Source organism: Paraburkholderia tropica, from assembly GCF_014171495.1.
Lineage (GTDB): Bacteria > Pseudomonadota > Gammaproteobacteria > Burkholderiales > Burkholderiaceae > Paraburkholderia > Paraburkholderia tropica.
Map to the genome: position 1 here is coordinate 1,465,563 of NZ_CP049134.1, position 18,313 is coordinate 1,483,875.

Here is an 18,313-nt window from a genome sequence, read left to right on the forward strand (position 1 = left end):
GGGCACGCTAACAGAATTCGGAGAGCCAGGACGAATGAGCAGGATCCATCCCACTGCGATCGTCGAGCCGGGCGCACAGGTCGATGAAACGGTCGAGATCGGCCCGTATGCGATCGTGGGCGCGAACGTCACCATCGGTGCGCGCACCAAGATCGGCTCGCACAGCGTGATCGAAGGCCACACCACGATCGGCAAAGACAACAGCATCGGCCATTACGCGTCGGTCGGCGGCCGCCCGCAGGACATGAAGTACAAGGGCGAACCCACGAAACTCGTGATCGGCAACCGCAACACGATCCGCGAGTTCACGACGCTGCACACGGGTACGGTGCAGGACACCGGCATCACCTCGATCGGCGACGACTGCTGGATCATGGCCTACGTGCACGTCGGTCACGACTGCCGTCTGGGCAACAACATCATCATGTCGAGCAACGCGCAGCTCGCGGGGCACGTGATCGTCGACGACCACGCGATCGTCGGCGGCATGACCGGCGTGCACCAGTTCGTGCGCATCGGCGCGCACTCGATGGTCGGCGGCGCCTCGGCGCTCGTGCAGGACGTGCCGCCGTTCGTGATCGCCGCCGGTAACAAGGCGGTGCCGCACGGCATCAACGTCGAAGGTCTGCGCCGCCGCGGTTTCTCGCCCGACGCGATTTCGGCGCTGCGCTCGGCGTACCGCACGCTCTACAAGAACGGTCTGTCGCTCGAAGAGGCGAAGGTGCAACTCGCCGAACTCGCCCAGGCGGGCGGCGACGGCGACACGCACGTGAAGGCGCTGCTCGATTTCGTCGAGCTGTCGCAGCGCGGCATCATCCGCTAAACGATGGCGCTGCAAAACCGTCCGCTGCGTCTCGCGATGGTCGCCGGCGAACCGTCCGGCGACCTGCTCGCGTCGTCGCTGCTCAAGGGGCTCGTCAGCAAGCTGCCGGATAGCACGCAGTACTACGGAATCGGCGGCCCGCGCATGCAGGCCGTCGGTTTCGACGCGCACTGGCCGATGGACAAGCTGACCGTGCGTGGCTACGTCGAGGCGCTCAAGCACATTCCCGAAATCCTGCGCATCCGCAACGAGCTCAAGCATCAACTGCTCGCGGAACCGCCCGACGCCTTCATCGGCGTCGACGCGCCGGATTTCAACTTCGGTCTCGAACACCCACTGCGCGACGCCGGCATTCCGACGATTCACTTCGTCTGTCCGTCGATCTGGGCGTGGCGGGGCGGCCGCATCAAGAAGATCCAGAAGTCGGTGGATCACATGCTCTGCGTGTTCCCGTTCGAAACGGCGATTCTCGAAAAGGCCGGCGTGGCTGCGTCCTACGTGGGCCATCCGCTCGCCGACGAGATTCCGCTCGAACCGGACGTGCCGGGCGCGCGTCGCGCGCTCGGTCTGCCCGAGAGCGGCCCGGTGATCGCCGTGCTGCCGGGCAGCCGTCGCTCCGAGATCAACCTGATCGGCCCGACCTTCTTCGACGCGATGCAGATCATGCAGCAGCGCGAACCGGGTCTGCGTTTCGTGATGCCGGCGGCGACGCCCGCGATCCACGCGCAATTGCAGGAACTCGCGAATTCGCATCAGGGTCTCGCGCTCACGATCATCGACGGTCAGTCGCAAGTCGCCATGACGGCCGCCGACGCGATCCTCGTGAAGAGCGGCACGGTCACGCTGGAGGCCGCGTTGCTCAAGAAGCCGATGGTCATCTCGTACAAGGTGCCCTGGCTCACGGGTCAGATCATGCGCCGCCAGGGCTATCTGCCGTATGTCGGTCTGCCGAACATTCTCGCGGGACGTTTTGTCGTGCCCGAGATTCTTCAGCATTTCGCCACGCCCGAGGCGCTGGCCGAAGCCACGCTCACGCAGTTGCACGACGAGGCGAACCGGCGCACCCTGACCGAAGTGTTCACGCAGATGCACATCGCGCTGCGCCAGAACACCGCGGAGCGCGCGGCGGAAGTGGTCGCGCGCATCACCGAAGGCCGCAGGAGCAAGGCATGACCGGAAGCACGACCCGCGCCAAGGCCGCGCCCAAGGGTGCGGCGGGCGGCGCGACGCGGGCGAAGGCGCCGTCGCAGGCGGCGCAAAAGCGCGCTGCGCGTCTGCAACTCGCGGAACAGGCCGGCTTGCTGTTCGAGTCGCCCGACGACGTGATTTGCGGCGTCGACGAAGCCGGGCGCGGCCCGCTCGCCGGTCCCGTGGTCGCGGCCGCGGTGATTCTCGATCCGGCGCGCCCGATTGCCGGACTCGACGACTCGAAGGTGCTCACGGCCAAGGCGCGCGACGCGCTCTACGATCTGATCGTCGAGCACTCGCTGGCCTGGTGCGTGGCCGAAGCGAGCGTCGAGGAAATCGACACGCTCAACATCCTGCACGCGACGATGCTGGCCATGCGCCGCGCTGTCGAAGGCCTGAGCGTCACGCCGACGCTGGCGAAGATCGACGGCAATCGCTGCCCGGTGCTGCCGGTGCGCAGCGAAGCGGTGATTGGCGGCGACGCGCTCGTGCCCGCGATTTCGGCGGCGTCGATCATCGCCAAGGTCACGCGCGACCGCATGCTGACGCAGTTGCACGCAACCTTCCCGTTCTACGGCTTCGATGCGCACGCGGGCTACGGCACGGCGCAGCATCTGGCCGCGCTGCGCGAACATGGTCCGTGCGAACATCATCGCCGCTCGTTCGCGCCGGTGCGCGAAGCGTTTGCGCTGCACGGCGCGGTGCTGACCGCAAGCGTCGCTACGGCGGCGTCCGCGGCCGAAGGCGACGCATTCGCGCCGCTCTAGACGCACGCGTGTCGCCGCGCAGCCCTATCGGCGTCGCCTCGTGCGGCGCCGTTTTCCTTTTCATTCATCGCATTACTGATCGTCAGGCCTGCCCGTGAAAGCCATTACCTCGCGCGACAATCCGCTCTACAAGCGCCTCAAGGCGCTGGCCGGCTCGACCCATCAGCAGCGCCGCGCGCATCAGGCGCTGCTCGAAGGCTTCCATCTGGCGAGCGCCTGGCTCGATGGCGGCTCGCAGCCCGAATATTGCGTCGTGACCGAAGGCGCGCTCGCGCACGCGGAGGCGCAGCACATCGTCGCGCGCGTGGACGAGCGCCGCATCATCACGCTCCCCGACGCGCTGTTCGGCCAGCTTTCGAACGTAGTGCACGGCGCGGGCATGCTGCTGCTCGTCGATATGCCCGAAGCGACGCTGCCGCAGCGCGTCGAATCGACTTGCCTCGTGCTCGACGGTTTGCAGGATGCCGGCAACGTCGGTTCGATTCTGCGCAGCGCGGCGGCGGCGGGTATCGACAAGGTGTTCTGCACGCCGGGGACCGCCTACGCGTGGTCGTCGAAGGTGCTGCGCTCGGCGATGGGCGCGCATTTCCTGTTGCAGGTGTTCGAGAACGTCGAGCCCGAGACGCTCGTCGATCTGCTCGGCGTGCCCGTCGTGATCACCGATTCACACGGCGCGCAGGCCATCGACGAGGCCGATCTCTCGGGTCAGGTCGCCTGGGTGTTCGGCAACGAAGGCGCGGGCGTCTCGCAGGTCTGGCGCGACGCGGCCGCGCTGCGCGTGACCATTCCGCAGCCAGGCGGCATGGAGTCGCTCAACGTGGCGGCGGCCGCCGCCGTGTGCGTGTTCGAGCAATGCCGGCAGCAGCGCCGCGCGCGCTGAATCTTGCGGATCGTCGCCACAAATTGAAAAAGGCCCGCTGCGTGCGGGCCTTTTTGCGTTTGCAGCGATCTGTTTCAGCGATCGGCCGCGCTCGATCGCTCAATAGGCGGGCTTGTCGATGCGGATTTCCTGCAGGATCGTGGTGGCGATTTCCTCGATCGACTTGTGCGTGGAGGAGAGCCACTTGATGCCTTCGCGGCGCATCATCGCCTCGGCCTCGTTCACTTCGTAGCGGCAATTTTCCAGCGCCGCGTACTTGCTGCCCGGACGGCGTTCGTTGCGGATTTCCGTGAGGCGCTGCGGATCGATCGACAGGCCGAAGATCTTGCCGCGATGCGGCAGCAGCGAATTCGGCATCTTGCCGCGCTCGAAGTCGTCGGGGATCAGCGGATAGTTCGCGGCCTTCACGCCGTATTGCATCGCCAGATAGAGGCTCGTCGGCGTCTTGCCGCTGCGCGACACGCCCACGAGGATCACGTCTGCGTCGGCGAGATTGCGGTCGGACTGGCCGTCGTCGTGCGCGAGCGAGAAGTTGATCGCCTCGATGCGGTTCTTGTATTCGTCGGTGTCGGCGTTCTGGTGGCCGCGACCCATCGCGTGGCTCGACTTGAGCTCCAGCTCCTGTTCGAGCGGTTCCACGAAAGTCTGGAACATGTCGAGCACGAGCGCGTTCGCGCGTTTGACGATCTCGTTCGAATTGCTGTCCACGAGCGTCGTGAAGACGATCGGACGGCGGCCTTCCTGAACGGCGGCTTCGTTGATTTTTTCGGCGGTCGAGTAGGCTTTTTCCGTCGAATCGATGAACGGAACGCGCACGAGGCGGAATTTCTGGTCGAACTGCGACAGGATCGAATGCGCGAAAGTCTCGGCGGTGATCCCGGTACCGTCGGAGACGATGAATACGGTTGGCGGCATCGGATGAGGCTGGGTACGTGAACTGCTGTGCGGCTCACAGGACGGGCTTGGGCGCCCGGACTGCGCCTGCGGGCGGGGCCCCGGCGCGATTCTCGCCGACTGACACAATTTCTGTAGTCGGCACGGTAGAATAGCGGCAACCTGTTGGATAAGCAATTGCAGTGCAACCACGCCAAACGGCAGTCCATCGTGGCTCAATCTGGCGTCAACTTGCAGCGATTTTGCATAACTCCCTGCAATCGCGCGCATCTTCCTGCTTTTCCTTCCGCTGCGTGTGAGCTTTCGCACCTCTCGCGATTGCTTCTCCAACAGGTTGCGCAAGACGCGAATCCGCTTCCAATGGGCGGTCCGCGTTCGAGCCCACTTGCGCAATCGTGAATTTTTTTCACACTTAGGGGCTTGTATGACTAACACCGTTGCCAAGGATCAGGCTTATGTAGTGCCTTTCGAGCAGTTGCGGATGACCGACGTCGAGATCGTGGGCGGCAAGAACGCCTCGCTCGGCGAAATGATCAGCCAGTTGGCTGAGGCTGGCGTGCGCGTGCCCACGGGTTTCGCGACGACCGCGCTCGCATTCCGCGACTTCCTGAAGCACAACAACCTGACCGAGCGGATCGCCGCCCGTCTGGAAACGCTCGACGTCGACGACGTCAAGGCGCTGGCCGAAGCGGGTAAGGAAATCCGTCAATGGATCATCGACGCGCCGCTGCAGCCGAAACTGGAAGCGGACATCCGCGCCGGCTTCGAAACGCTGAAGGCGAGCTCGCCGTCGGAACTCTCGTTCGCCGTCCGCTCGTCGGCAACGGCGGAAGACCTGCCCGACGCTTCGTTCGCCGGTCAACAGGAAAGCTACCTGAACGTGGTCGGCATCGAAGACGTGCTCGACCGCCTCAAGCACGTGTTCGCGTCGCTCTACAACGACCGCGCCATCTCGTATCGCGTCCACAAGGGCTTTACCCACGCCGAAGTCGCCCTGTCGGCTGGCGTGCAGCGCATGGTCCGTTCGGACCGCGGCGCGGCTGGCGTGATGTTCACGCTGGACACGGAATCGGGCTTCAAGGAAGCGGTGTTCATCACGTCGAGCTACGGCCTCGGTGAGACCGTGGTGCAGGGCGCGGTGAATCCGGACGAGTTCTACGTCTTCAAGACCACGCTCGCACAAGGCAAGGCGCCGATCATTCGCCGCTCGATCGGCTCGAAGCTCATCAAGATGGAATTCACGCAGCCGGGCGAGCCGGGCCGCGTGAAGACGGTCGACGTGTCGCACGAACAGCGCAACCGTTTCTCGATCACCGACGAAGACGTGATCGAGCTGGCCAAGTACGCCGTCATCATCGAGAAGCACTACCAGCGTCCGATGGACATCGAGTGGGGCAAGGACGGTCTCGACGGCAAGATCTTCATTCTCCAGGCGCGTCCGGAGACGGTGAAGAGCCAGGCCGCCGGCAAGGCCGAGCAGCGCTTCAAGCTCAAGGGTCAGTCGCAGGTGCTGGCAACGGGCCGCGCAATCGGTCAGAAGATCGGCGCGGGCCGCGTGAAGGTAATTCACGATCCGTCCGAAATGGAACGCGTGCAGCCGGGCGACGTGCTGGTCGCCGACATGACCGACCCGAACTGGGAGCCGGTGATGAAGCGCGCAGCGGCCATCGTCACGAACCGTGGCGGCCGTACCTGCCACGCGGCGATCATCGCGCGTGAGCTGGGCGTGCCGGCAGTCGTGGGTTGCGGCGACGCAACCGACCTGCTCAAGGACGGTGCGCTCGTGACGGTGTCGTGCGCGGAAGGCGACGAAGGCCGCATTTACGACGGTCTGCTAGAAACCGAAGTCAGCGAAGTCCAGCGTGGCGAGCTGCCGGCCATTCCGGTCAAGATCATGATGAACGTCGGCAACCCGCAACTCGCGTTCGACTTCTCGCAACTGCCGAACGCAGGTGTCGGCCTCGCGCGTCTCGAGTTCATCATCAACAACAACATCGGCGTTCACCCGAAGGCGATTCTCGAGTATCCGAACGTCGACGCGGACCTGAAGAAGGCCGTGGAAAGCGTGGCGCGCGGCCATGCGTCGCCGCGCGCGTTCTACGTCGACAAGCTGACGGAAGGCATCGCCACGATCGCGGCGGCGTTCTATCCGAAGCCCGTCATCGTGCGTATGTCCGACTTCAAGTCGAACGAGTACAAGAAGCTGATCGGCGGTTCGCGCTACGAGCCGGACGAAGAAAACCCGATGCTGGGTTTCCGCGGCGCGTCGCGCTATATCGCCGACGACTTCGCGCAGGCGTTCGAAATGGAGTGCCTGGCGCTCAAGCGCGTGCGTGAAGAAATGGGCCTCGCGAACGTCGAGATCATGGTGCCGTTCGTGCGTACGCTGAAGCAGGCGGAGCGCGTGGTTGGCCTGCTCGCGAAGTACGGTCTGAAGCGCGGCGAAAACGGTCTGCGCCTGATCATGATGTGCGAAGTGCCGACGAACGCGATTCTTGCCGAAGAGTTCCTGCAGTACTTCGACGGCTTCTCGATCGGTTCGAACGACCTGACGCAGCTCACGCTCGGTCTCGACCGCGACTCGGGCATGGAACTGCTGGCCGCCGACTTCGACGAACGCGACCCGGCCGTCAAGTTCCTGCTCAAGCGTGCGATCGAAACCTGCCGCCGCCTGGACAAGTACGTCGGCATCTGCGGGCAGGGCCCGTCCGATCATCCGGACTTCGCCCAGTGGCTTGCTGAAGAAGGCATCGCTTCGATTTCGCTGAATCCGGACACGGTTGTCGAAACGTGGCAGGCGCTGGCCAAGTCGCAAGGCAAGTAAGGCAGCCCGCGTCACATGCGTTTCGTGTGTGACGCGCCGTGCGCGAAGGTTGAGGCGGTCGAGGTACCTTACGCTTCACTTTCGCGCGCTGCGGAAAAAAGTGTCAGCTTCGTGCTATAACACCCCGGTCTATCCGGGGTGTTTTGCTTTGGGAGGTCGAAGTGGGTCCGCATGGTGTGTTCTGGTGGATCGGCGCGGGCGTGCTGATCGTGGCCGAGCTGATGACCGGCACCTTCTATCTGCTGATGATCGCGCTTGGCTTTCTCGCGGGCGTGGCGGCGTATGAGCTGGGCGCGCCGCTCGATCTGCAGCTCATGTGCGCGGCGCTTGTGGCGTTGATCGCGGTGATCGTGCTTCGCCGCTCGCGGTTTGGACGTCGCCGCCGCATGGTCGATGCGTCGACCGATCCTGGCGTGAACCTCGATATCGGCTCGACGCTGACTGTCGCCGCGTGGCATGAAGGCCGCGCGCGCTCGATGTATCGCGGCGCCGAATGGGACGTGGAGCTCGCGCCCGGCGAGCCCGATAACGTGCCCCTCTATGAAATCCAGGCCGTGCGCGGTAACTGTCTGATCGTGGGCGCGCATCGCGCAGCGGGCGCGCCGCGTCACGCGTGATCAATCGAAACAAACCAGTCGAAGCTCAGGGGGAAAGTGTATGCAAGTGCCTATCGTCGGATTGATTTTGCTCGTGATCGTCATCGTGATGGTGTCGAAGACGGTCAAGATCGTGCCGCAGCAGCACGCGTGGGTGTTGGAGCGGCTGGGCCGCTATCACGCAACGCTCACGCCGGGCCTCACGATCGTGCTGCCGTTCATCGACCGTGTGGCGTACAAGCACGTGCTCAAGGAAATTCCGCTCGACGTCCCGAGCCAGATCTGTATCACGCGCGACAACACCCAGCTTCAGGTCGACGGCGTGCTGTACTTCCAGGTCACCGATCCTATGAAGGCGTCGTATGGTTCGAGCAATTTCGTGTTCGCGATCACGCAGCTTTCGCAAACCACGCTGCGCTCGGTGATCGGCAAGCTGGAGCTCGACAAGACTTTCGAGGAACGCGATTTCATCAACCACAGCGTGGTGTCGTCGCTCGACGAAGCGGCGTCGAACTGGGGCGTGAAGGTGCTGCGCTACGAGATCAAGGATCTCACGCCGCCGAAGGAAATCCTCCACGCGATGCAGGCGCAGATCACCGCCGAGCGCGAGAAGCGCGCGCTGATCGCGGCGTCGGAAGGGCGCAAGCAGGAGCAGATCAACCTCGCGGCAGGCGCGCGCGAGGCGGCGATCCAGAAGTCGGAAGGCGAGCGGCAGGCGGCCATCAACCAGGCGCAGGGGCAGGCGGCGGCGATTCTGGCCGTGGCCGAGGCGAATGCGCAGGCGATCCAGAAGATCGGCAATTCGATCCAGGCGCAGGGCGGTATGGACGCCGTCAACCTCAAGGTGGCCGAGCAGTATGTGAACGCGTTCGGCAATCTGGCCAAGCAGGGCAACACGCTGATCGTGCCGGGCAATATGAGCGATCTGAGTTCGATGATCGCGTCGGCGCTCACCATCGTGAACCGCACCGGCATGAAGGAAGGGCAGTTGAGCCGGGACGCGGCGAAGGGCGTCTGAGCGGGCCGCCCGGCTGCGGCAAATCGGCACATTTGGGGACCGATTTCGCGCCGTTTCGTACTGTTCGGATTGGCGTGGTTCAGACGAAAAAAGGGCGGCTCGAAGCCGCCCTTTTTGCATCCGGACGCACGTGACGCGTGGAACGCGTGCGATCAGGTCGGCGTGCGCATCAGGCGCGCCTTTTCGCGCTGCCAGTCGCGCTGCTTCTCGGTTTCGCGCTTGTCGTGCTGCTTCTTGCCCTTCGCAAGGCCGATTTCGCACTTCACGCGGCCGCCCTTGTAGTGGAAATTCAGGGGCACGAGCGTGAAGCCGCGCTGCTCGATCTTCCCGATCAGCTTGTCGATCTGGTCGCGGTGCAGCAGCAGCTTGCGCGTGCGCGTGGGATCGGGATTGATGTGCGTCGAGGCCTCCGGCAGCGGGCTGATGTGCGTGCCGATCAGGTAAAGCTCGCCGTCCTTGATGATGACGTAGCCTTCCTTGATCTGGGCCCGCCCGGCGCGCATGGCCTTGACCTCCCATCCTTCGAGCACGAGTCCTGCCTCGTAGCGCTCTTCGATGAAGTAGTCGAAGAACGCTTTTCTGTTGTCGATGATGCTCATAGGAAAATGGAAAAGGCCCAACTCTTGTAAAATTACGATTTTAGCAAAGCGGGCCAGCGAAAGCCCGTCGCGCTTTCACCCTTGCCTCGCATTGCGCAATTTATGGCGGATGTCCAGAAAACCGTGTTGATTCGCCATTCGGCGGAACAGATGTTCGACCTCGTCACCGACGTCGACGACTACCCCAACTTCCTGCCGTGGTGCGGCGGCGTCGAGGTTCGTCGCAAGGACGAAACCGGTATGGAGGCGAAGATCGACATCAACTTCAAGGGTATCAAGCAGCACTTCGCCACGCGCAACACGCAGACACGCCCGGAACGTATCGATATGGAGTTCACGGACGGTCCTTTCAAGAAGTTCACGGGCGCCTGGCGCTTCACGCCGCTGCGCGCCGATGCCTGCAAGATCGAATTCGCGCTGCATTACGAGTTTTCGAACATCATTCTCGAAAAGATCATCGGGCCGGTGTTCCATCACATCGCGAACACCTTTGTCGATTCGTTCGTCAAGCGTGCCGACCAGCGCTACGGCAAGAACAAGGTATGAGCGCGACACTGTCCATCGACGTCTGCTACGCGCTGCCCGACGCGCAGACGCTCATCGGCGTGCAACTGGCGCCGGGCGCCACGGTGCAGCAGGCGATCGAGGCGAGCGGCGTGCTCGCGCGCCATCCCGAGATCGATCTGACGACACTGAAGGTGGGCGTCTATGGCAAGCTCAAGCCGCTCGACACGGTGCTCGCCGACCACGATCGCGTGGAAATCTACCGTCCGCTGCTGGTCGATCCCAAGCTCGCGCGCCAGCGCCGCGTCGACAAGACGCGCAAGGAAGGCTCGATCGAAGGGCGCAAGTGGCAGAACAAGGATTCGCGCTGAGCCGGTTCGGCGTGTCTTCGGCGTTTTAGTCTGAGCGATCAGCATTTCGGCGCGGCCATCGTTCGATGGACCGCGCCGAATTCGTTTTAAGCGCGCGGTTTTCGCGCCCGCTCCACAAGGGATCAAGCGGGATCAAGCGGGATCAGGCCGTCGTGCTGCGTCGCTCGCTGCCGTTGCCGGGCGTGCGCGGGCCCGAATCGCCGCCGAGACCCGGCAGATCGCCGTCCGGCACGAGGCCGTCGCCGTGCGCGGTGTCTTCCGGGCCGCCCGCGTGCTGGCGCACCGACCAGCTCACGCCCGCCATCAGCAGGACGATGGCGGCGACTTCGAGTACGCGCGGCAGGCGGTGATCGTAGATAAAGCCGTAGAGCAGCGCGAACAGCGTCTCGAATACGATCATCTGCCCGGACAGCGTGAGCGGCAGGCGCTTGGCGGCGGCGTTCCAGAGCCCGTTGCCGAGCCACGACGCGCCGATCGCCAGCACCAGATTGAGTTGCCAGAACGTGGTCCAGCGGCCGTCGGCGACGGTTGCCTGCACCGCGCCGGAGGGCAGCACGAGAATCACGAGCCACAGCAGCGCGCCGAGCGCGCCCGTCACCACGCCCCAGAGCACCGACCATTCATTGCCGCCGAAGTGGTCGTTGCGCTGGAGGTAGCGCGCGTTTTCGACCGCGAACCACGTCCAGCAGACCAGCGCGCCCAGCGCGCAGCCGAGCCCGGCGATCTTGGTCAGCACGCTCGCGTGGTCGGAGGCGTCGGCCGTGAACACATCCACGTTGATGCAGACGATGCCGGCCGCGATCATCGCGAGCGGCCAGACGAGCTTCGAAAGCGGCACGGCGCCGTGATCGCCACGACCCAGATACGTGACGGTCACCGGCAGCACGCCGACGATCAGCGAAGCGGGCGCGATGCCCACGAGATGGATTGCACTGGCGAGAAAGAGGTAATAAAGCAGATTGCCCATCAGCGCGAGCTTGACGAGCGCGATCAGATCCGCGCGCGTGATGCGCGGCCAGACGCGGCGCAGCATCGGCACGAGCGCCGCGAGCGAAACGAGCCCGTACATGACATAGCGTCCGGCGCTCAGCAGCAGCGGCGAAAACTCCGGCAATTGCCGGGGCACCAGAAAGACGGTTCCCCATAACGCACCGGCCAACACGCCGTACAACACACCACGCTGCATTTCACTTGCCTCCGCTTCGGCTTTGCTTGAACGCGCTGATTGCGCGCTGGCGGCCCGCATGGCCGCTCAGAATGGGTGCCAGCATAGCGGGGCGGTGCGTGCGCGTCTTGTTCAATCCTGCACCGGACTCGCGTGCGGCGGAGCTGAAGTGAAAATCGGGTCGAAATCCCGGTGCGCATACGATGGCCGAGGCGCCGCGAGACCCCTTCAAAACTTCGCGGAAATCCCAAATTCGGCGCTAAGCTACTGTAGGCACTGATGATTTCCAGGGCGGTATCCCGTATAATCTGCTTTTGCGCCTATAGGATTTGCCATGCGTCTGATCCAGAAAGCACTCACGTTCGATGACGTGCTCCTCGTTCCCGCCTTCTCCGACGTTCTCCCGCGCGACACCAGCCTGAAAACCCGGCTGACCCGCAATATCTCCCTGAACATTCCGCTCGTGTCGGCCGCTATGGATACCGTCACGGAAGGTCGTCTGGCGATCGCCATGGCGCAGCAGGGCGGCGTCGGTATCGTCCACAAGAACCTCACGCCGTCCGAACAGGCGCGCGAAGTGGCGAAGGTGAAGCGTTTCGAGTCGGGCGTCGTGCGCGATCCGATTACCGTGCCGCCGCAGATGAAGGTCGCCGACGTCATCGCGCTCTCGCAGCAGCATGGCATCTCGGGCTTCCCGGTCGTGGAAGGCGCGCAACTCGTCGGTATCGTGACCAACCGCGATCTGCGCTTCGAAACCCGTCTCGACGAACCCGTGCGCTCGATCATGACGCCGCGCGAGCGCCTCGTCACCGTCAAGGAAGGCACGCCGCTGGCCGAAGCCAAGTCGCTCATGCACAGCCACCGCCTCGAGCGCGTGCTGGTCGTGAACGAAGCGTTCGAACTGCGCGGCCTCATGACCGTCAAGGACATCACCAAGCAGACCGAACACCCGGCCGCCTGCAAGGACGAGCACGGCAAGCTGCGCGCGGGCGCGGCAGTCGGCGTCGGTCCTGACAACGAAGAGCGCGTCGAGCTGCTGGTGCAGGCCGGCGTCGACGTCATCGTCGTCGATACGGCGCACGGCCACAGCAAGGGCGTGCTCGAGCGCGTTCGCTGGGTCAAGCAGAACTTCCCGCACGTCGAAGTCATCGGCGGCAACATCGCCACGGCTGACGCTGCGCGCGCGCTCGTCGAGTACGGCGCGGACGGCGTGAAGGTCGGTATCGGCCCGGGTTCGATCTGCACGACGCGTATCGTCGCGGGTGTGGGCGTGCCGCAGATCACGGCCATCTCGAACGTCGCCGAAGCGCTCAAGGGCACCGGCGTGCCGTGCATCGCCGACGGTGGCGTGCGCTACTCGGGCGACGTGTCGAAGGCGCTGGCCGCCGGCGCGAACGCCGTGATGATGGGTAGCATGTTCGCGGGCACCGAAGAATCGCCGGGCGACGTGTTCCTGTTCCAGGGCCGCCAGTACAAGTCGTACCGCGGCATGGGTTCGGTCGGCGCGATGAAGGACGGCGCGGCGGACCGCTACTTCCAGGACAACTCGGCGAACATCGACAAGCTCGTGCCGGAAGGCATCGAAGGCCGTGTGGCCTACAAGGGCCCGATCAACGCGATCCTGTTCCAGATGATCGGCGGCGTGCGCGCCTCGATGGGCTACTGTGGTTGCCGCACGATCGACGAACTGCACACGAAGGCGGAGTTCGTGCAGATCACCGGCGCCGGCTTGAACGAATCGCACGTGCATGACGTGCAGATCACGAAGGAAGCGCCCAACTACCACGTGGACTAAGCCCTGATGAAGCCGCTGCTGCGCATAGTGCTGATTGTCGATGCGTTGACGTTGCTGGGTTTCGGCGTGCTGTTTCTGCTCACGCCGTGGACCTCGCTCTACAACGCGCTGCAACTCGTGCAGGCGCAGCCGGCGCTCATCGGACAGGCGTTCGGGGTCGTGCTGATCGGTTTCGCCTGGCTCGCGCTGCGCGGCGCCATCGACGGCGCGCTGACCGCCACGGTCGGACGCACCGCGGGCCACGTCAACTGGATCGCGGGTGTGCTGATGCTGGTCTGGCTGATCGGTCTGCACGAGCCGCGGCTCACAGGCTTCGGTCAGCTTGTGGCGGGCGCGGTCGGGGTCTGGCTGATCATCGTCGGACTTGGCGGCGCGCGTCTCGCGGGCGCGGTGAAGCAGCGCGATCGCGTGCTGGCTTCCGAAGCCGCTGCGCAGGAGCGCGAAGCGCGTGCGGCGGCGAAAGCCCGCCGCGACGAGCCGGTCGTCTACGCGAAGCCGGTTTTCGCGGGCGAGAAGACGGCGCCTGCCGTCGAGCCGGTGGTGGTCGAGCCGCTTGCGCCCGCTGCACCTGTTGCGCCCGCTGCCGGATCGACAACGGTCCCGCATCCGGTGGCCGAAGCCGCCGGGTCGACCGAAGCCGCGGACGCGCGCCTCACCGCGCGCGACGAAGCCGCCGACGCGCCGAGGCCGCCGCTGCGTGGCTAAGGCCCGCGAAACCGGCCGCCGTTTCGACAGACGTAGTCCGCCCGAACCGCGCCGCTCCACGGCGGCAAGGTTCCGCGCCCCGGTCCGAAAAATTCATGCCGCGCGCCATGCTCAGCCAGCGCGCGGCTTTCTGTATCCGTTCTTTTTGAGGTCTCGTCCGCTGCCATGCATGACAAAATCCTGATCCTCGACTTCGGTTCGCAAGTCACCCAGCTGATCGCGCGCCGCGTGCGCGAAGCCAACGTCTACTCGGAAATCCACCCGTACGACGTCGACGACGCGTTCATCCGCGAATTCGCACCGAAGGGCATCATTCTCTCGGGCGGCCCGAATTCGGTCACCGAAGCCGACACGCCGCGTGCACCGCAAGCCGTGTTCGAGCTGGGCGTGCCCGTGCTCGGCATCTGCTACGGCATGCAGACGATGGCCGAGCAGCTCGGCGGCAAGGTCGACGGCGGCCACCTGCGCGAATTCGGCTATGCCGAAGTGCGCGCGCGCAATCACACGAGCTTCCTGAACGGCATCGAAGACTTCCGCACGTCGGAAGGCCACGGCATGCTCAAGGTGTGGATGAGCCACGGCGACAAGGTCATCGAAATGCCGGCGGGCTTCCAGCTGATGGCGTCGACGGAATCGTGCCCGATCGCGGCGATGGCCGACGAGGCGCGTCACTTCTACGGTCTGCAATGGCACCCGGAAGTCACGCACACGGTGCAGGGCCGCGCGATGCTCGAGCGCTTCGTGCTGGGCATCTGTAACGCGAAGGCCGACTGGGAAATGGGTCACTACATCGACGAAGCCGTCGAAGCGATCCGCAAGCAGGTCGGCAAGGAACACGTCATTCTCGGTCTGTCGGGCGGCGTGGATTCGTCGGTGGCGGCGGCGCTGCTGCATCGTGCGATCGGCGACCAGCTGACCTGCGTGTTCGTCGATCACGGCCTCCTGCGCCTGAACGAAGCCGAACAGGTCATGTCGATGTTCGCGGACAACCTCGGCGTGAAGGTGATTCACGTCGATGCGAGCCAGGCGTTCATGTCGAAGCTGGCGGGCGTGACCGATCCGGAAGCGAAGCGCAAGATCATCGGCGCCGAATTCGTGGAAGTGTTCCAGACGGAAGCGGGCAAGCTGACGGACGCGAAGTGGCTCGCGCAAGGCACGATCTATCCGGATGTGATCGAGTCGGCGGGCAAGGGCAAGAAGGGCGCGCACACGATCAAGAGCCACCACAACGTGGGCGGCCTGCCGGAAACGCTGAACCTGAAACTGCTCGAGCCGCTGCGCGAACTGTTCAAGGACGAAGTCCGCGAACTGGGCGTGAAGCTCGGTCTGCCGCACGACATGGTGTATCGCCACCCGTTCCCTGGTCCGGGTCTGGGCGTGCGGATTCTCGGCGAAGTGAAGCGCGATTTCGCGGATTTGCTGCGCCGCGCGGACGCGATCTTCATCGAGACGCTGCGCAACACCATCGACAAGGAAACCGGCAAGTCGTGGTACGAGCTGACGAGCCAGGCATTCGCGGTGTTCCTGCCGGTGAAGAGCGTGGGCGTGATGGGCGATGGCCGCACGTATGAGTATGTCGTCGCGCTGCGCGCTGTGCAGACGCTCGACTTCATGACGGCGCATTGGGCGCATCTGCCGCATGAGCTGCTCGGCCATGTGTCGAATCGCATCATCAATGAAGTGCGCGGTATTAACCGTGTCGTGTACGACATTTCGGGTAAGCCGCCTGCGACGATCGAGTGGGAATAATCCCGTTCTAACCGACGCGCTTGCGCGTCGGCGTCAACAAAAAACCCGCGTACGGATCTCGATCCGGCGCGGGTTTTTTGTTGGCGGCATCCGCGTCCCCTACAAAATCTGATCCCTTCGTACTTATTCGATTTCGCCCTTGCTCACAGGGCCAAAACGCAATCTTCCCTCATCTGCGGCATGCAAATGAGATAAAATTGTGTACCCGCACGGGACTTATCCCCAGCGAGCCGGCTTCACGCTCCGCTCACGCCTCCAACGGCATCGCGCTCGTACCCTTGAGTTCATCGAGGCAGACAATCGAATGCACGCTGCTCACGCCAGGCGCGCGCATGAGCGTGTCTAGCAGGAATTCGGACAGCGCCTTGAGATCGCGCGCCACCACTTTCAGTACGTAGTCGATATCGCCGGTCACGGAGTAGCACTCCTGCACCTGCGGCAACTGCGCGACGAGTTCCTTGAACTTCATAAGCTCGCGCATGTGCCCGCGCTCCATCGTCACCTGAATGAACGCGACCACGCCAAAGCCAAGTGCTTGCGGGTCGAGGCGCGTCTCGTAGCGCTTGATCACGCCCAGTTCTTCGAGTCGGCGATGGCGTCTGAGCGTCTGGGCCGGCGAGAGCTTCACGGCGGCGGCCAGCTCGAGGTTCGAGGCGCGTCCGTGCTGCTGGAGCGCGGCAAGTAGCCGCAGATCGATGGGGTCGAGGGCGATGTTTTGCACTTTTCTTGCTCGGGATAAGTTCGATGCGAAAGGAAATTGTACCAATCAGGGTTTGCCTGCGTATCAGATGAAATCATATTTTCCCCCGTCGCCTATACACTGGGCGCACCTGACGGGCTTGTCGGCTGCTGCCGATGGTCTCGTAAGCGCGCCAGCGCAGAAAGTTGCGCGCGCAATTTTATTTCGCGCGGCCGTGCAGGGTCCCCAGCCGGACACCTCGCGGGCGCATCGATAAAGAAGAGACAGGAAGAGACATGGTTTCCCACGATACAAGCGGCGCACGCGGTCAGCAGGACGCGAACGGCCACCTCAAGCGCGGCCTCAAGAACCGTCACATTCAACTGATCGCGCTGGGCGGCGCAATCGGCACGGGCCTGTTCCTCGGCATCGCGCAGACGATCCAGACGGCCGGTCCCTCGGTGCTGCTCGGCTATGCCATTGCCGGCGTCGTCGCGTTCTTCATCATGCGGCAACTGGGCGAGATGGTCGTCGACGAGCCCGTCGCCGGTTCGTTCAGCTATTTCGCCGATAAATACTTCGGCCCGTTCGCAGGCTTTCTCTCCGGCTGGAATTACTGGGTGCTCTACGTGCTCGTGAGCATGGCGGAACTGTCGGCGGTCGGGATCTACATGCACTACTGGTGGCCGACTCTGCCGACATGGGTCTCGGCGCTCGGTTTCTTCGTCGTCATCAACGGCATCAATCTGGCGAGCGTCAAGTCGTACGGCGAGCTCGAATTCTGGTTCGCGATCATCAAGGTGCTCGCCATCGTCGGCATGATCGCGTTCGGCGGCTGGCTGCTGCTCTCGGGTTCGGCGGGGCCGGAAGCGGGCGTGTCGAATCTCTGGCGTCACGGCGGCTTCTTCCCGCACGGCGTGTCGGGTCTCGTGATGTCGATGGCCGTCGTGATGTTCTCGTTCGGCGGTCTCGAACTGGTCGGCATCACCGCCGCCGAAGCCGACGATCCCTCGCACACCATCCCGCGCGCGACCAACCAGGTCATCTATCGCATCCTGATTTTCTACGTCGGCGCGCTGGGCGTGCTGCTCTCGCTGTATCCGTGGGAAAAGGTCGTGTCGGGCGGCAGCCCCTTCGTGCTGATTTTCCACGCGATGAACAGCAATCTCGTCGCGCACGTGCTCAACGTGGTCGTGCTGACGGCGGCGCTCTCGGTCTATAACAGCGGCGTGTACTGCAACAGCCGCATGCTCTACGGTCTCGCGCTGCAGGGCAACGCGCCGCGCGCGCTGCTCAAGGTGAACAGCCGCGGCATTCCGCTGGCGGCGCTCGCGGTGACGGCGGTCGCGACGGCGGCTTGCGTGCTGATCAACTACTTCATGCCGGGCAAGGCTTTCGAGCTGCTGATGGGGCTCGTGGTCTCCGCGCTGATCATCAACTGGGCGATGATCAGCCTGATCCACCTGAAATTCCGCCGCGAAAAGGCGCGCGCCGGCGAGACGACGGCGTTCAAGAGCCTCGGCTATCCGCTCACGAATTACGTGTGCCTGGTGTTCCTCGCGGGCATTCTCGTTGTAATGTATTTGATTCCGGACCTGCGCATTTCCGTGTATCTGATTCCCGTGTGGCTGGCCGTGCTCGCCGGCGCGTATCGTTTCTGGCGTCGTGGCGCGGCGCCCGCGCTGCAAGGCAGCGTGCCGACGCGATAAGCGAGTCGACAAACTGCGCCGGCCACTTCGTAACCTGCTCATCAACG

Annotated in this window: 17 protein-coding genes; 13 read left to right on the forward strand and 4 right to left on the reverse strand. The window is 64.1% G+C overall.

All coding sequences use genetic code 11. The features are described 5' to 3' along the window. The first annotated feature begins 34 nt into the window (after positions 1 to 34). From lpxA to G5S35_RS06575, 4 genes are all read left to right on the forward strand, one after another. Complete coding sequence (gene lpxA, locus G5S35_RS06560; RefSeq protein ID WP_183038753.1) at positions 35 to 823, forward strand: acyl-ACP--UDP-N-acetylglucosamine O-acyltransferase; 789 nt, start codon at positions 35 to 37, stop codon at positions 821 to 823. Positions 824 to 826: 3 nt separating this feature from the next. Then, positions 827 to 1,996 (forward strand): lipid-A-disaccharide synthase, encoded by a 1,170-nt coding sequence (gene lpxB, locus G5S35_RS06565; protein ID WP_065060159.1) that lies wholly within the window; start codon positions 827 to 829, stop codon positions 1,994 to 1,996. Further along, positions 1,993 to 2,778: a ribonuclease HII gene (gene rnhB, locus G5S35_RS06570; protein ID WP_080180069.1), complete on the forward strand. Its 786-nt coding sequence runs from the start codon at positions 1,993 to 1,995 to the stop codon at positions 2,776 to 2,778. The genes lpxB and rnhB overlap by 4 nt, the downstream gene beginning before the upstream one ends. Positions 2,779 to 2,872: 94 nt before the next feature. Next, positions 2,873 to 3,658, forward strand: a complete 786-nt coding sequence (locus G5S35_RS06575) for a TrmH family RNA methyltransferase (RefSeq protein WP_183038754.1) — start codon at positions 2,873 to 2,875, stop codon at positions 3,656 to 3,658. Positions 3,659 to 3,757: 99 nt separating this feature from the next. Here the strand turns inward: G5S35_RS06575 and ppsR are convergent, their stop codons facing one another. After that, positions 3,758 to 4,573, reverse strand: a complete 816-nt coding sequence (gene ppsR, locus G5S35_RS06580) for a posphoenolpyruvate synthetase regulatory kinase/phosphorylase PpsR (RefSeq protein WP_065060157.1) — start codon at positions 4,571 to 4,573, stop codon at positions 3,758 to 3,760. 403 nt (positions 4,574 to 4,976) lie between these two features. Between ppsR and ppsA the strand changes: the two genes are divergently transcribed. The 3 genes from ppsA (at position 4,977) to G5S35_RS06595 (ending at position 8,990) form a co-directional block, all read left to right on the forward strand. After that, the gene (gene ppsA / locus G5S35_RS06585; protein ID WP_176079204.1) at positions 4,977 to 7,376 is read left to right on the forward strand and encodes a phosphoenolpyruvate synthase; all 2,400 of its coding nucleotides are present in this window, start codon (positions 4,977 to 4,979) and stop codon (positions 7,374 to 7,376) included. 161 nt (positions 7,377 to 7,537) lie between these two features. Continuing rightward, complete coding sequence (locus G5S35_RS06590; RefSeq protein WP_183038755.1) at positions 7,538 to 7,993, forward strand: NfeD family protein; 456 nt, start codon at positions 7,538 to 7,540, stop codon at positions 7,991 to 7,993. 40 nt (positions 7,994 to 8,033) lie between these two features. Continuing rightward, complete coding sequence (locus G5S35_RS06595; protein WP_074984518.1) at positions 8,034 to 8,990, forward strand: SPFH domain-containing protein; 957 nt, start codon at positions 8,034 to 8,036, stop codon at positions 8,988 to 8,990. 152 nt (positions 8,991 to 9,142) lie between these two features. On the opposite strand, the gene smpB is transcribed toward G5S35_RS06595, so the two are convergent. Then, on the reverse strand, positions 9,143 to 9,589 hold the full coding sequence (gene smpB / locus G5S35_RS06600; protein ID WP_065060154.1) for an SsrA-binding protein SmpB: 447 nt from the start codon (positions 9,587 to 9,589) through the stop codon (positions 9,143 to 9,145). A 102-nt stretch (positions 9,590 to 9,691) separates the two neighbouring features. On the opposite strand from smpB, the gene G5S35_RS06605 reads away from it, so the two are divergent. Both G5S35_RS06605 and G5S35_RS06610 read left to right on the forward strand, forming a co-directional pair. Then, on the forward strand, positions 9,692 to 10,135 hold the full coding sequence (locus G5S35_RS06605; RefSeq protein WP_065060153.1) for a type II toxin-antitoxin system RatA family toxin: 444 nt from the start codon (positions 9,692 to 9,694) through the stop codon (positions 10,133 to 10,135). Then, on the forward strand, positions 10,132 to 10,464 hold the full coding sequence (locus G5S35_RS06610; protein WP_074984520.1) for an RnfH family protein: 333 nt from the start codon (positions 10,132 to 10,134) through the stop codon (positions 10,462 to 10,464). Before G5S35_RS06605 ends, G5S35_RS06610 begins: the two co-directional genes overlap by 4 nt. 142 nt (positions 10,465 to 10,606) lie before the next feature. Here G5S35_RS06610 and G5S35_RS06615 read toward each other — a convergent pair whose 3' ends face one another. Beyond that, on the reverse strand, positions 10,607 to 11,650 hold the full coding sequence (locus tag G5S35_RS06615; protein ID WP_080180070.1) for a DMT family transporter: 1,044 nt from the start codon (positions 11,648 to 11,650) through the stop codon (positions 10,607 to 10,609). A gap of 313 nt (positions 11,651 to 11,963) precedes the next feature. Here G5S35_RS06615 and guaB point away from each other — a divergent pair, with 313 nt between their 5' ends. The 3 genes from guaB to guaA all read left to right on the forward strand — a co-directional run bounded on the left by guaB (position 11,964) and on the right by guaA (position 15,878). Continuing rightward, positions 11,964 to 13,424, forward strand: coding sequence for an IMP dehydrogenase (guaB, locus tag G5S35_RS06620; RefSeq protein WP_065060151.1), 1,461 nt, complete (start codon positions 11,964 to 11,966; stop codon positions 13,422 to 13,424). A gap of 6 nt (positions 13,425 to 13,430) precedes the next feature. Then, complete coding sequence (locus tag G5S35_RS06625) at positions 13,431 to 14,129, forward strand: hypothetical protein (protein ID WP_065060150.1); 699 nt, start codon at positions 13,431 to 13,433, stop codon at positions 14,127 to 14,129. 165 nt (positions 14,130 to 14,294) lie between these two features. Then, the gene (guaA, locus tag G5S35_RS06630) at positions 14,295 to 15,878 is read left to right on the forward strand and encodes a glutamine-hydrolyzing GMP synthase (protein WP_183038756.1); all 1,584 of its coding nucleotides are present in this window, start codon (positions 14,295 to 14,297) and stop codon (positions 15,876 to 15,878) included. A 247-nt stretch (positions 15,879 to 16,125) separates the two neighbouring features. On the opposite strand, the gene G5S35_RS06635 is transcribed toward guaA, so the two are convergent. After that, positions 16,126 to 16,599, reverse strand: a complete 474-nt coding sequence (locus G5S35_RS06635; protein WP_065060148.1) for an Lrp/AsnC family transcriptional regulator — start codon at positions 16,597 to 16,599, stop codon at positions 16,126 to 16,128. A gap of 254 nt (positions 16,600 to 16,853) precedes the next feature. On the opposite strand from G5S35_RS06635, the gene G5S35_RS06640 reads away from it, so the two are divergent. Then, the gene (locus G5S35_RS06640) at positions 16,854 to 18,266 is read left to right on the forward strand and encodes an amino acid permease (protein WP_065060147.1); all 1,413 of its coding nucleotides are present in this window, start codon (positions 16,854 to 16,856) and stop codon (positions 18,264 to 18,266) included. The last annotated feature ends 47 nt before the right edge of the window (positions 18,267 to 18,313 follow it).

Bases quoted from the DNA above. Each gene is read 5' to 3' on its own strand.
- lpxA (WP_183038753.1), top strand. From the start codon at position 35: ATGAGCAGGATCCATCCCACTGCGATCGTCGAGCCGGGCGCACAGGTC.
- lpxB (WP_065060159.1), top strand. From the start codon at position 827: ATGGCGCTGCAAAACCGTCCGCTGCGTCTCGCGATGGTCGCCGGCGAA.
- rnhB (WP_080180069.1), top strand. From the start codon at position 1,993: ATGACCGGAAGCACGACCCGCGCCAAGGCCGCGCCCAAGGGTGCGGCG.
- ppsR (WP_065060157.1), bottom strand. From the start codon at position 4,573: ATGCCGCCAACCGTATTCATCGTCTCCGACGGTACCGGGATCACCGCC.
- ppsA (WP_176079204.1), top strand. From the start codon at position 4,977: ATGACTAACACCGTTGCCAAGGATCAGGCTTATGTAGTGCCTTTCGAG.
- G5S35_RS06595 (WP_074984518.1), top strand. From the start codon at position 8,034: ATGCAAGTGCCTATCGTCGGATTGATTTTGCTCGTGATCGTCATCGTG.
- smpB (WP_065060154.1), bottom strand. From the start codon at position 9,589: ATGAGCATCATCGACAACAGAAAAGCGTTCTTCGACTACTTCATCGAA.
- G5S35_RS06605 (WP_065060153.1), top strand. From the start codon at position 9,692: ATGGCGGATGTCCAGAAAACCGTGTTGATTCGCCATTCGGCGGAACAG.
- G5S35_RS06610 (WP_074984520.1), top strand. From the start codon at position 10,132: ATGAGCGCGACACTGTCCATCGACGTCTGCTACGCGCTGCCCGACGCG.
- G5S35_RS06615 (WP_080180070.1), bottom strand. From the start codon at position 11,650: ATGCAGCGTGGTGTGTTGTACGGCGTGTTGGCCGGTGCGTTATGGGGA.
- guaB (WP_065060151.1), top strand. From the start codon at position 11,964: ATGCGTCTGATCCAGAAAGCACTCACGTTCGATGACGTGCTCCTCGTT.
- G5S35_RS06625 (WP_065060150.1), top strand. From the start codon at position 13,431: ATGAAGCCGCTGCTGCGCATAGTGCTGATTGTCGATGCGTTGACGTTG.
- guaA (WP_183038756.1), top strand. From the start codon at position 14,295: ATGCATGACAAAATCCTGATCCTCGACTTCGGTTCGCAAGTCACCCAG.
- G5S35_RS06640 (WP_065060147.1), top strand. From the start codon at position 16,854: ATGGTTTCCCACGATACAAGCGGCGCACGCGGTCAGCAGGACGCGAAC.